Genomic DNA, 13355 nt, shown 5'->3' with positions numbered 1-13355 from the left:
AAGACATGGATTCTCTTCAAAAACAAATCGTAAAAGAAATGATGGTCTCCCCGGAAATCAATCCCCAGGAAGAAATCCGTCGCAGTGTCGACTTTATGAAGGCTTACTTGAAGAAGCATTCATTTATGAAAAGTCTGGTCCTCGGAATTTCAGGAGGTCAGGATTCTACTTTATTAGGGAAACTGGCACAGATGGCCATTGATGAAATGAATCAGGAATCCGGTTCGTCGGATTATGCTTTTTATGCTGTCAGGCTTCCTTACGGGGAACAGGGAGATGCCCAGGATGCCATTGATGCCGTGGAATTCATCAACCCGACCGTGTCGATGACGGTCAATGTCCAACCGGCAGTCGATGCAAGCGTCGAAACGTTGAAGAAAAACGGGATCGAGCTTTCAGACTTTGTCAAAGGGAACGAAAAGGCCCGTGAACGGATGAAGGTGCAATTTGCCATAGCCGCCATGAAGAATGGCGTGGTGCTCGGTACGGATCACTCTGCTGAAGCAGTCACAGGCTTCTACACGAAATACGGCGATGGAGCGGCAGATCTCGTCCCCCTTTTTCGCCTGAACAAGCGTCAAGGGAGAGCGCTTTTGATCGAGCTCGGCTGTCCTGAACACTTATACAATAAGAAGCCGACAGCGGACCTGGAAGAAGATCGTCCGTCGCTTCCGGACGAAGAAGCCCTTGGCGTCACGTACGATCAGCTGGACGATTACCTGGAAGGGAAAGAAGTCCCCGCTGAAGCCAAGAAAACCATTGAAGGTCACTACCTGAAAACACAGCATAAACGTCATCTGCCGGTCACGGTTTTTGATGATTTTTGGAAATAATCACAAAAGGTTGGCCTGCTTATTAAGCTGGGTCAACCTTTTGTTTTGGGTTCATTATTATAACTAAGATATGTATGTGAGGAGAGTATGAAATGATCGAAATGCAAGGTGGAGAAGACTTGCGCTACACGAACCAGCTACCGGATTATGCTCTAAGGTTTCACAGGGGGTTAATCACTGTCTTCGGAATCATATCATTAGGTCTGCTCTGGTTAGTCCTATATTTTTTGATCTTTGATTTTTTTCCGGTCATGGCAGGGTTTATCTTCTTTGTATTTGCCATAATGGCCTTTTTAACAAGGTTTAGCTATAACAATTTGAAGCAATATACGAATCTGAACATCATAAAGCATCTTAATCATGAAGGTTATTATTTTTATTATAAAAATAGTAAAACAAAAGAAGAAATAGAAGAGCTGATTACTTACAATCAAATGGATCAGGTGATTATCGGTCACACTTTAAGATATATACCGAATACAAGTAATGCAATAAGAAGCCCACGTATCATTGGGGCTAGGATTATCATTGTTTGGGATAATGGTGGAGAAATGGACTTTCGGATTTTTGATATAGAAGTGCAAGATCAGTTGGACGGTTGGATTGATAGAATGCGATTTCATGACATTCCAATATATATGACTGAAAAAGACGTAGGAAGTGTTCCAGGAGAGGAGTACATTAATAAGTTTTTGGGGGAAGGGAGAGACTTGGAAGAATTAACAACGCGATTTAGTGTCGGTGGAAGAACAACGAAGAAATTGGAAAAATATTAATCTGTGTATTCCTTATGTGGGGCCTCCTGTATTTTATGGGAGGCTTTTTTTAGTAGTGGCGAAAGCAACTCTGTAAATATTGAATGGTTTACTCACTAATGCACCTCATATCCTACCAATTCCCTAAAAATTATCTACCAATTTCCCAATTTATAGAGGATTTTCGACTTTTTAAACGAAAGTAGTAATAGTTAAAGAAGAGTTTGAATCATTCAGGAGGGGTACGATGTCACATGAAACAGTGAATCCAAAGTTACAAAGTATCATTGATAATATAGAGAAAGTCATGATCGGGAAGAGGAAGGTAGCGGAACTGAGTATCGTATCCCTGCTTGCCGGGGGGCATGTTCTGCTTGAAGATGTTCCGGGTGTAGGGAAGACGATGATGGTTCGCGCATTGGCGAAATCCGTTGGGGCGAGCTTTAAACGGATTCAGTTCACCCCGGACTTACTGCCTTCTGATGTGATCGGGGTATCGATTTATAACCCGAAAGAGATGGAGTTTAATTTCAGACCTGGACCGATCATGGGGAACATCATTCTTGCGGATGAAATCAACCGTACATCACCGAAGACACAGTCCGCTTTACTTGAAGGGATGGAAGAAAGCAGCGTGACGATTGACGGGATGACCCGGAAGCTTGATAAGCCGTTCTTCGTTATGGCGACCCAGAATCCGATTGAATATGAAGGGACGTATCCGCTGCCGGAAGCTCAGCTTGACCGATTCCTTCTGAAGATGAAGATGGGGTATCCGGAACCGGAAGAAGAGATGGAAGTCCTTCACCGCGCTCAGAGGACTCCGCCGATCGATGAATTGGAGCCTGTTATGACCCTTGAGGAATTGAGGTATATCCAGGGGGATGTCAAGGAAGTATTGGTGGACGACACCATTAAGAAATACATTGTGGAGATTGCGAACCGTACGAGGATCCATGCGAATGTGTACCTGGGCGCGAGTCCCCGTGGATCGATTGCCCTGATGAAGGCTTGTCAGGCTTATGCCTATTTACGAGGAAGGGATTATGTAGTTCCCGACGATGTTCAATTCCTGGCGCCTTTCGTATTTTCTCACCGGATCATTATGAAGTCGGAAGCGAGATACGAAGGGATTACACCTGAAGAAGTGGTAGAGAGAGTCATGGCGCGAATACCGGTCCCGGTACAAAGGCTTGTGAGATAGATGAAGACGAAACTTCAATTTCTTAAACCGCTGGGGAAGTTTCTGCTCCTGCTTATTCTGATGGGTGTGACTTTTTCGTATGCGATGTTTCAAGGTGGGTTTGTAAGCTGGTTTCTGTTCTATAGTTTCTTGCCGTTCTCCCTTTATTCGGTTTTTGTTTTCTTATATCCGTTATCAGAGTTTTATGTGGAGCGGAGTTTTGAATCTGCTGAGTACAAGGCCGGGGATGAATTGAAGGTGACCATCACCCTCACCCGAAAGCTGCCATTTCCTCTGTTTTATTTGGTGTTGGAAGATGTGGTGACTGATTCTGTCTTTCATCAGTCCGGTTTTCAGAAGGCGAAAGCAATGATCCATCCCGGCTTCAGAAGACGGATCATGCTGACGTATTACATTGATGAGCTTCCCCGTGGAGAACACATCTTTTCTAATGTCAGGTTCAAAACAGGTGATTTCTTTGGTGTTTTTGAAAAGGAAGCCACGGTGGATTGTGTGGACAGGCTCCTCGTGTACCCGTCGATCGTCGATGTCCCTTATCGACCATTGGAGAATCGATATGACCAGGGGATGACGACTTCAAGTGTGAAGATCCAAAAGGATACGACAATGGCGACGGGTATCCGTGAGTATCAACCCGGTGACCGCTTTTCGTGGATTCATTGGAAGACCTTTGCGAGGACCAATGAGCTGATGACGAAGGAGTTTGAGGAACGTCAGTCCCATGACGTCCTCATTGTACTCGACAGGGAGTCCTCGCAAGCGTTTGAGGCGATGGTGACCTTTACGGCATCGATGATCAGGTCCATCGTCAAAAAGGGGGCTCAGGTCGGCCTTGTGTCAATTGGTGGAGATCATGTTTCATTTCCCATCCGGGGCGGGGATGAGCACTTGAGTCAGCTGAATTATCACTTGGCAAAAGTGAGGCAGGACAGCCCGTTTGCTCTGGGGAAAGTCCTGCAGGGAGCGGGATTGAACTATTCTCAATCAGCTGCGGTGCTATTCGTGACCTCATCCGTTTCGAAAAAAATGATCATGAGCGTGAATGAATATGCGAAGCGGAACAGCTCTGTCGTCATCTTTTTGGTGAAGAGGGCAGGGGATTCGTACACGGCAGAAGAGAAATCGCTGAAAGCTTACGCCTCCTCGCGCGGCATTCGTTTGCAGGTATGCTTTGAAGGTGACTTCTCGTCGGCATTTCTGGAGGTGAAACGGGCATGAGGCAAGAAACTCCGCGTTCATTTTTTAAGGTCGTGATTTATTTATTTGGGTTTTTGCTTTTATGGGAGTGGTTAAAACCACTTAAAGTTGTGACGGACACAGCGAGTCTGACCTATTTTATCGTCTTTATCGCCTTGGCACTCACCCTGTCTTATTTCCGGATTCATTATGCTATCACGGCATTTGTGAAAATCCTTTTTATTCTGTACAGTCTGCATGGGTTGTATTACATGGGCTCTTTCTTCTCTCCCAGGTGGTTCAGGGAGTTCAGTCATGATTTATGGGAGAATCTCGGACTGACCCTCGGACGTGAATGGCCAAGTTTGTCTTTTGAGTATAGAAGCCTGTTGTTCTTTGTGCTTCTGTGGCTGATGACGTACTTGATCCATTACTGGTTATCTGTTCGGAAAACGATTCTTCTGTTTTATGTGATGACGGTCACTTATGTGTGCTTGATTGATACTTTCACGGTATATGAAGGGGATAAATCGATTATACGCGTCGTCATTTTCGGCTTCCTTCTCATGGGATTATTGGCCCTTGAAAGGCTGGTGCAAAGAGAGCAGCTCCTTGGTTCCAAGATGAGCCGCCATCGCTGGATCGTTCCGCTGACGGTGATGCTCGGGATCAGTTCGGTTGTTGCTTTTGCAGCTCCTAAAGCCGACCCGATCTGGCCGGATCCTGTTCCGTATCTTCAATCCTTTTCAGAGGGTGCAGGTGGAAGTGGTGTCAACAAGATAGGCTACGATACGGATGATACTAAGCTTGGGGGTCCCTTTGTCGGTGATCCCACGGTCATTTTCAATGCAGAGGTGACACGGGAGCATTACTGGAAGATTGAATCGAAGGATTTATATACGGGGAAAGGATGGGAGCAGTCCATTTCTGACGATCAACAGGACCCACTCACGTTTGATCCGGGGAAAAAGGTTCCGATCCCTTCACCACAATCGGATGAAGAGCGGGACCTGGAAAGTGAGAAGGTCATGGTCGAGCGTACCTATTCCCATGTCGCTTATCCTTACGGGGTAGAAACGATCAACGGGAATGAAAATGGGTATTTCAGCTTCAATCCAATAGATGAAAAAGTGACGAGTTATAAAGAACCAGATGAAACGGTCAAGCTTGAAGAGTATGAGCTGTCCTACCGCTCCCCGTCCTATTCCCAGAAAAAGATGAAGGCGGCCAATGAAGAGCAGGAAATCATGCAGGTCCCTGAATTCGTCGATCGTTACACCCAGCTGCCCGATACGATTCCTCAGCGAGTCAAGGACCTGGCTGTTGAGATTACGGCGGAAGAGGATAATTGGTATGACAAAGTAAGGGCGATCGAGCAATATTTTTCAAAGGAAGCGTATGTATACGATCAGTTCGATGTACCGGTTCCTGAAGAAGAACAGGATTACGTGGATCAGTTCCTGTTTGAAACGAGGCGCGGATACTGTGATAATTTCTCTACTTCCATGGTGGTCCTGGTCCGCTCACTCGGGATCCCGGCGAGATGGGCCAAAGGCTATACAGAAGGGGAATACAGCAGGCAGGTGGATTCCACGTATAAACTCTACGAAGTATCGAACAACAATGCCCATTCATGGGTAGAGGTATTCTTCCCGGAAGTGGGCTGGGTTCCGTTTGAGCCTACTGTCGGTTTCAGCAACAATGTTTCTTATCAGTATGATATTGATATACCTGATTCTGATAATAATGAAGTCCCTATTCCGGAGCAGAAGGAAACACCGAAACAACCCCTGCAGCCTGAAGAAGATACCGCATCTTCCGGTGATGGTTTTTCTTTATCGAAGCTTTGGGATGACATCACGTCATTCATTGCGGACAATTGGGGCAAGATCGTGATGGGAACCATTCTGCTGATCATCATGGGGATTGCATTATTTCTGGTGAGAAGGCGCTGGATGCCGTATGTCCTGATATTATACTACCGCAGGAAGTCATCGGATGACGTATTCTCGGAAGCCTATCTGTCCCTCATGAAACAATTGGAAAGATACGGATTGAAGATGGATGACGGTCAGACATTACGGGGGTATTCGAGATACATCGATCAGTTCTTCGGTACCCGTGAAATGACCAGTCTGACCAATAATTATGAACGTGTACTATACGGTCAAAGCCCTACAAAAGAAGACTGGGCAAAGATGAGGGAATTATGGGAAAATTTAATTAAAAGGACAACCGGTTGACCCCGTTGATCACAAAGTATAAAATGATGTCAAATTCAAATAGCGTTCGTTAGCATCCTTCGTATATCCTCGATAATACGGTTCGAAAGTATCTACCCGGTCACCTTAAATGACTGGACTATGAAGGCAGTGTTCTTAGTTGACATCCGTGTATGCAAAAAACTAGAATTCTGCCTTTTTTTAAGGCGAAGTCTAGTTTTTTTTATATTTTTTTGGAATGCTAACAACAAAAGATGGTAGTAGGTAAATAAATTGAAGAGGTGAACTGAATGCTTGGTAAAGAAGAATTGCACAATCAGGAAATGATCGTCGTTTTGGACTTTGGAAGTCAATACAATCAATTAATCACGCGAAGAATCCGTGAGTTTGGTGTTTACAGTGAGCTCCATCCGCATACAGTTACCCTTGAAGAAATCCAGGAAATGAATCCGACGGGGATCATCTTCTCCGGCGGACCGAACAGTGTGTACGGTGAAGATTCATTCCGTTGTGATGAGCGCATCTTTGATCTTGATATTCCGATTCTTGGGATCTGCTATGGCATGCAGCTTATGACGATGCACTTTGGCGGGAAGGTCGAACGCGCGAAGCACCGTGAGTACGGGAAGGCAGCCATCAATATTGAGAAGCAATCCAAGATATTCTCGAATCTTCCTGAAGAGCAAGTCGTATGGATGAGTCACGGAGATCTTGTGGTCGAAGCTCCTGCAGGATTCGATGTGAACGCAACGAATCCATCTTGCCCGATCGCTTCTATGAGTAACGAGGAAAAAGGGTTATATGCGGTACAATTCCACCCTGAAGTACGACATTCAGAACACGGAAATGAAATGCTGAAGAACTTCGTATTCGAAGTATGTGGGTGCACAGGCGACTGGTCCATGGAGAACTTCATCGAAATGGAAATGGACAAGATCCGTCAAACCGTGGGGGATAAAAAGGTCCTTTGCGCATTAAGCGGAGGTGTCGATTCTTCCGTCGTGGCCGTCTTGATCCACAAAGCAATCGGTGATCAACTGACATGCATCTTCGTCGATCACGGACTTCTTCGTAAAGGGGAGGCAGACAGCGTCATGAAGACATTCGCTGACGGCTTTAACATGAACGTGATTAAAGTGGATGCCCAGGATCGTTTCTTGAATAAACTAAAAGGTGTATCCGACCCTGAGCAAAAACGTAAAATCATCGGGAATGAATTCATTTACGTGTTCGATGATGAAGCGACGAAGCTTAAAGGAATCGAATATCTTGCACAAGGTACGTTATATACAGACATCATTGAAAGCGGTACGGCGACTGCGCAAACGATCAAGTCCCACCACAACGTCGGCGGGCTTCCTGAAGATATGCAGTTCACCCTGATCGAGCCGTTGAACACACTCTTTAAAGATGAAGTACGTGCCTTAGGTTCTGAGCTTGGTATTCCCGATGAGATCGTATGGCGCCAACCATTCCCGGGACCGGGTCTTGGTATCCGTGTCCTTGGTGAAATTTCGGAGCAGAAGCTTGAAATTGTCCGCGAGTCTGATTACATTCTTCGTGACGAAATCAAGAAAGCCGGACTTGATCGTGACATCTGGCAATACTTTACGGTCCTTCCTGATATCCGAAGTGTAGGGGTTATGGGAGATGCGAGAACCTATGACTACACAATCGGAATCCGTGCTGTCACATCTATTGACGGTATGACCTCGGATTGGGCGCGTATCCCATGGGATGTATTAGAGAAAATTTCCACACGCATCGTGAACGAAGTCGATCATATTAACCGCGTGGTGTATGATGTGACGAGTAAGCCACCTGCAACGATTGAGTGGGAATAATGGTATAGAGGGTTGTAAAACTGACAGGTTTCTTCCGTTTCGACAAAGACGGAGGATACCTGTCGTTTTTTGCATTAAACGAACATTATAATGAAAAATATATAATAATGTTCGTATTTTTTATTGACGGGCTCCTTTCCCGTTGGTACAATAGTACTGTAATCATAACAAAACATTATAAAAGTATTACGTCGTATAATTTCGGGAATAAGGCCCGAGCGTTTCTACCAAGCTACCGTAAATGGCTTGACTACGAGGTGATGGATGATAGGTCCGTTTTTTTACGCCTGTCAATCTGGATCTTAACAGTCAAAGCCTTGAACTCTGGTAGTTCGAGGTTTTTTTATTTTCTACGGCGACTCTATAGGAGGAGTACAAGCATGAGGAATTTCTTTCAGTTTGACCAGTTAGGAACGAATTATAAAAGGGAGATCATCGGGGGACTGACCACTTTCCTATCGATGGCTTACATCTTAATCGTAAACCCGCTCACGTTGACTCTTCAATCTGTTCCGGATCTTCCGGATAGCATGAGAATGGATTACGGTGCCGTGTTCGTGGCGACAGCATTGGCTGCGGCCATCGGGTCGTTAATCATGGGGTTGATCGCCAAGTATCCGATTGCTTTGGCACCGGGAATGGGCTTGAATGCTTTCTTCGCATACACGGTCGTATTAACAATGGGTGTACCTTGGCAATCAGCTTTGACGGGAGTCTTAATTTCAGGACTGATTTTCATCGCCTTGACACTTTCGGGCATCCGGGAAAAGATCATTAACTCAATTCCAGCTGAATTAAAATACGCTGTTGGAGCCGGGATCGGTTTATTCATTACCTTCATCGGTTTTCAAAATGCAGGAATTATCGTAAACAACGATGCAGTATTAGTGGGACTTGGAGACTTAACGAAAGGAACCACGCTGCTTGCCATTTTCGGAATCATCATTACGGTGATCCTGATGACAAGGGGCGTTAAAGGCGGTATTTTCATCGGGATGGTCGTAACGGCCGTCGTGGGAATGATCGCCGGCCTTATCGATACACCGGAAAGAGTAGTGGACGCGGCACCAAGTCTTGCTCCGACATTCGGTGCAGCACTGGAACCTTTATTCAATGATGCAGGCAGTATCTTCACGATCCAGATGCTTGTGGTCATCCTGACGTTCTTATTCGTCGATTTCTTTGATACGGCCGGTACCCTCGTGGCGGTGGCCAATCAGGCAGGTCTGATGAAAGAGAACAAATTACCCCGTGCGGGAAAAGCGTTATTCGCAGATTCTTGTGCAACGGTAGTCGGCGCTATCTTAGGAACGTCCACCACAACCTCTTATATTGAATCATCTGCAGGGGTTGCCGCTGGAGCAAGGACAGGATTCGCATCGGTTGTGACTGCCATCCTTTTCGTCCTTTCGATTTTCTTCTTCCCGTTACTTGCCGTCATCACATCGGCTGTGACGGCACCGGCACTGATCATTGTCGGGGTACTGATGGTTTCGTCACTAGGTGAAATCGACTGGAAGAAATTCGAGGTGGCTGTACCGGCATTCCTTACCATTGTCGCTATGCCGCTTACGTACAGTATTGCAACGGGTATCGCCATTGGATTCATTTTCTATCCGATTACAATGATTATGAAAGGTCGCGGAAAAGAAATCCATCCAATCATGTATTTCCTGTTTGTGATTTTTGTACTGTACTTTATCTTCTTAGTATAAGATTAGACAATCATTCAGAAGCTGATCTCTTGCAGATCAGCTTCTTTTTGGTTTTTATCGGAGAAAGTGTAGAAAATAAATAAAGGGAATAGCGACAAAGGTAGAGAAAGTAGTACTAAGGTAAGAAGTATCAATTGAAAAATGGGTCAGTTTTCGTTAAAATCATGGAATCGGGTAGTGTCGAAAATGGTCGAATATATAGGGAGAATTGAGTATGTCTACTTTAAATGTAAAAAAAGTCTTGAATAATAACGTATTGATTGCCGTTCACGAGAGCTACGGTGAAGTCGTGCTGATCGGGAAGGGGATAGGGTTCAACCGGAAAAAGGGTGATCCCATCCAAAATGATATTGCCGAAAAGATGTTTGTCCTAAAAGGGGAAAAAGAACAGGAGCAATACAAAAACCTTCTTCCTTTTTTAAATGAGGATATGTCAAACGTCATTATCTCTGCCATTGAATTGATCAGGAAAAGAACCAATTCATTCCTTAACGAGCATATCCATATCGCCCTTACAGACCATATTTTATTTGCCATTAACCGATTGATGAGAGGGATGGAAATCAGGAATCCGTTTCTGGTGGAAACGAGAACGCTGTATCCTTTTGAATATGAAATTGCGAAAGAAGTCGTCGGCATGATCAATGATATGACCGATGTGCATCTGCCTGAAGGGGAAGTGGGGTTCATTGCCCTTCATATTCACAGCGCCATGATGAACAAAGATCTTTCCGAAGTGAACCAGCATTCTCAATTGATCAGTCGGCTGATAGGGATGATCGAACAACAGCTGGACGTTGAAATCAACAAAGAGAGCGTCGATTACATGAGGCTCATACGACATATCCGGTATACGATTGAACGGGTTTTGAGGGAAGAAAGAGTAGAAGAACCAGAAAAAATAGCAAAACTGTTGAAAGAAGAATATCCTGTCTGCTATAATCTATCATGGAAGCTGATTAAGATGATGCAGCAAACCTTGCAGAAACCCGTGTACGATGCAGAGGCAGTATACCTCACGATGCATCTTCAACGGATTCAAAATAAAGTGAATTAATGTACTTATCTTTCTTACGTGTTACTGATTCGATCAGGCATGAGTGAAGAAGATAATTGAAACGTGTATTTTGGGGTAGTCTATCCATATACGTTCATTATCCTCTTTTCTCATGCCTTTTTTGTTTGGCGCAATCATCTAATTAGTCGGAAAATGAAAAATAAAGGGAGGAAACTCACATGTTTAAAAAGGCTTTTGGTGTACTACAAAAAGTCGGTAAAGCATTAATGCTTCCAGTTGCGATCTTACCAGCAGCAGGACTTTTACTAGCGTTTGGTAATGCCCTTCAAAATCCAACGCTTCTAGACATTGCCCCATTCCTTAATAACGGCGGCGTTGAAACCGTTGCCAGCGTAATGGAACAAGCGGGTGGAATTATCTTCGGAAACTTGGCACTGCTCTTCGCGGTCGGTGTTGCCATCGGTCTCGCCGGTGGAGAAGGGGTGGCCGGTTTAGCGGCTATCGTTGGTTTCCTCATCATGAACGTAACAATGGGTACAGTAGAAGGATTAGGTATTCCTGATGTTACAGGTGATAACGTAGATCCTGCATTTGCACTGGTTCTCGGTATCCCAACCTTACAAACAGGTGTATTCGGCGGTATCATCGTCGGGATCCTGGCGGCGTCAATGTACAATCGTTTTTATCAAATCGAACTTCCTTCATACTTAGGATTCTTCGCAGGTAAACGATTTGTTCCAATTGCAACAGCGGCATCTTCAGTCGTATTAGGATTATTGATGTTATTAATCTGGCCACCGATCCAAGATGGTCTTAACACATTCTCAAACTTTATGCTCGGTGAAAATAGAGCATTTGCAGCATTCGTATTCGGTGTAATTGAACGTTCACTTATTCCATTCGGATTACATCACATTTTCTATGCTCCATTCTGGTTCGAATTCGGTTCTTACACATCCGCAGCGGGCGACGTTGTGCGTGGGGACCAGGCAATCTTTATGAAACAAATTCAAGATGGTGTACAAGACCTTACTGCCGGTACATTCATGACAGGTAAATTCCCATTCATGATGTTCGGACTTCCAGCAGCGGCATTAGCGATCTACCATGAAGCGAAGCCGGAACGTAAAGCCGTTGTAGGTGGAATCATGGCATCTGCTGCCTTGACTTCATTCTTGACAGGTATTACAGAACCAATCGAATTCTCATTCTTATTCGTGGCTCCAGTACTATTTGGAATTCACACAATCTTCGCCGGGCTTTCATTCCTTACGATGCATCTATTAGATGTTAAAATCGGTATGACATTCTCCGGTGGTTTAATCGACTACGTCCTATTTGGACTGATCAACCCGCAAACGAATGCGTGGATCGTCATCCCGGTAGGTATCGTGTTTGCATTCATCTACTACTTCGGATTCCGTTTCGCTATCCGCAAGTTCAACCTTATGACTCCTGGTCGTGAGGACGTAGATGAAGATGATGACGCTCCTGCAAGTTCAGCTGGCGATCTTCCATACAACATCCTTGACGCAATGGGTGGACAAGAAAACATCGCTCATTTAGATGCATGTATCACGCGTCTGCGTGTATCCGTCAACGACGTGAAACAAGTAGATAAAAACCGTCTGAAAAAACTGGGTGCTTCAGGTGTACTTGAAGTAGGAGATAACATCCAAGCGATCTTCGGACCAAAATCAGACACAATCAAATCACAAATGCAAGACATCATCCGTGGGAAAGCTCCACGCAGAGTAGAAACAAACGCAAACGAAGAAGTAGAGCAACAAATCGAAGAGGTGAATCCGGAAGCTCTTCAAACAGAACGCGACAACGAAAAATTCGTAGCTCCGATCACAGGTGAGATCAAAGACATCACAGAAGTTCCTGACCAAGTATTCTCAGGTAAGATGATGGGTGACGGTTTCGCGATCGTGCCGACTGAAGGAACAATCGTTTCTCCAATCACAGGTAAAGTCGTGAACGTATTCCCAACGAAGCATGCCATCGGACTTGAGTCCAAAGCAGGCCGCGAAGTCCTGATCCATGTTGGAATCGATACAGTGAAACTGGAAGGGAAAGGATTCGAAGCCCTAGTAAAAGAGGGAGACCAGGTAGAAGCCGGTCAACCATTACTGGAAGTGGATCTTGACTACATCAAAGCTAACGCACCTTCCATCATGACACCGATTGTCTTCACAAACCTAAAAGAAGGTCAACAAGTCACAATCGAAAAGTCTGGTAAAGTGAATCGTAACGACGAAAACGTCATTAAGATCGACTAATATTCAAATGATAAACCGGCTCACCTGCCATCAGAGGGTGAGCCGGTTTTGTTTTTGTTTATATTATAGAAGATAATGGGTGTTTTAAATAGAAGAATTACGAACTCATAGTAGGAGGGTATGAAAGTTTTTAAATTAAATCTATTAAATCTATTGACGAATATCTAATAGCTTGATATACTTTAAAAACCGTCGCAAGAGAGCAGCGGGTTACATAAACAACATTCAACGAGATCATACCATTTCAAAAAAGTTGTTGACAAACACACTGTATTCTTGATATGATGGTCAAGTCGCTTCGAG

9 protein-coding genes and 2 riboswitches are annotated in these 13355 nt (G+C 44.7%); all 9 genes read left to right on the top strand.

Annotated elements, in window-relative coordinates:
* Nucleotides 1–5 precede the first annotated feature (5 nt).
* The 9 genes from nadE to ptsG all read left to right on the top strand — a co-directional run bounded on the left by nadE (nucleotide 6) and on the right by ptsG (nucleotide 13052).
* Entirely contained in the window at nucleotides 6–833 is an 828-nt protein-coding gene (gene nadE / locus N5C46_RS12995) for an NAD(+) synthase (protein WP_261749006.1), read from the top strand.
* A gap of 92 nt (nucleotides 834–925) precedes the next feature.
* A complete protein-coding gene (locus tag N5C46_RS12990) occupies nucleotides 926–1609 on the top strand; it encodes a hypothetical protein (protein ID WP_261749005.1) in 684 nt (227 codons plus the stop codon).
* 226 nt (nucleotides 1610–1835) lie between these two features.
* Nucleotides 1836–2792: an AAA family ATPase gene (locus N5C46_RS12985; protein ID WP_034766072.1), complete on the top strand. Its 957-nt coding sequence runs from the start codon at nucleotides 1836–1838 to the stop codon at nucleotides 2790–2792.
* Entirely contained in the window at nucleotides 2793–4010 is a 1218-nt protein-coding gene (locus N5C46_RS12980) for a DUF58 domain-containing protein (protein ID WP_261749004.1), read from the top strand.
* A complete protein-coding gene (locus N5C46_RS12975) occupies nucleotides 4007–6211 on the top strand; it encodes a transglutaminase TgpA family protein (RefSeq protein ID WP_261749003.1) in 2205 nt (734 codons plus the stop codon). Before N5C46_RS12980 ends, N5C46_RS12975 begins: the two co-directional genes overlap by 4 nt.
* Nucleotides 6212–6250: 39 nt before the next feature.
* Nucleotides 6251–6352, top strand: a riboswitch (purine riboswitch).
* 128 nt (nucleotides 6353–6480) lie between these two features.
* The gene (gene guaA / locus N5C46_RS12970; RefSeq protein WP_034766078.1) at nucleotides 6481–8034 is read left to right on the top strand and encodes a glutamine-hydrolyzing GMP synthase; all 1554 of its coding nucleotides are present in this window, start codon (nucleotides 6481–6483) and stop codon (nucleotides 8032–8034) included.
* A 171-nt stretch (nucleotides 8035–8205) separates the two neighbouring features.
* A riboswitch (purine riboswitch) is annotated at nucleotides 8206–8307 on the top strand.
* 107 nt (nucleotides 8308–8414) lie between these two features.
* Nucleotides 8415–9749, top strand: coding sequence for an NCS2 family permease (locus N5C46_RS12965; protein WP_261749002.1), 1335 nt, complete (start codon nucleotides 8415–8417; stop codon nucleotides 9747–9749).
* Nucleotides 9750–9963: 214 nt separating this feature from the next.
* A complete protein-coding gene (glcT, locus tag N5C46_RS12960; protein ID WP_261749001.1) occupies nucleotides 9964–10806 on the top strand; it encodes a glucose PTS transporter transcription antiterminator GlcT in 843 nt (280 codons plus the stop codon).
* A gap of 179 nt (nucleotides 10807–10985) precedes the next feature.
* On the top strand, nucleotides 10986–13052 hold the full coding sequence (ptsG, locus tag N5C46_RS12955; protein WP_261749000.1) for a glucose-specific PTS transporter subunit IIBC: 2067 nt from the start codon (nucleotides 10986–10988) through the stop codon (nucleotides 13050–13052).
* Nucleotides 13053–13355: the final 303 nt, after the last annotated feature.

It is taken from the genome of Rossellomorea vietnamensis (genome assembly GCF_025398035.1).
Classification (GTDB): Bacteria; Bacillota; Bacilli; order Bacillales; family Bacillaceae_B; genus Rossellomorea; species Rossellomorea vietnamensis_B.
The sequence above is the reverse complement of the archived record's forward strand: the minus strand, read 5'-3'. Positions and strand labels throughout refer to the sequence as shown.

Coding starts and splice junctions, on each gene's coding strand:
- nadE (WP_261749006.1), top strand. CDS start 6: ATGGATTCTCTTCAAAAACAAATCGTAAAAGAAATGATGGTCTCCCCG.
- N5C46_RS12990 (WP_261749005.1), top strand. CDS start 926: ATGATCGAAATGCAAGGTGGAGAAGACTTGCGCTACACGAACCAGCTA.
- N5C46_RS12985 (WP_034766072.1), top strand. CDS start 1,836: ATGTCACATGAAACAGTGAATCCAAAGTTACAAAGTATCATTGATAAT.
- N5C46_RS12980 (WP_261749004.1), top strand. CDS start 2,793: ATGAAGACGAAACTTCAATTTCTTAAACCGCTGGGGAAGTTTCTGCTC.
- N5C46_RS12975 (WP_261749003.1), top strand. CDS start 4,007: ATGAGGCAAGAAACTCCGCGTTCATTTTTTAAGGTCGTGATTTATTTA.
- guaA (WP_034766078.1), top strand. CDS start 6,481: ATGCTTGGTAAAGAAGAATTGCACAATCAGGAAATGATCGTCGTTTTG.
- N5C46_RS12965 (WP_261749002.1), top strand. CDS start 8,415: ATGAGGAATTTCTTTCAGTTTGACCAGTTAGGAACGAATTATAAAAGG.
- glcT (WP_261749001.1), top strand. CDS start 9,964: ATGTCTACTTTAAATGTAAAAAAAGTCTTGAATAATAACGTATTGATT.
- ptsG (WP_261749000.1), top strand. CDS start 10,986: ATGTTTAAAAAGGCTTTTGGTGTACTACAAAAAGTCGGTAAAGCATTA.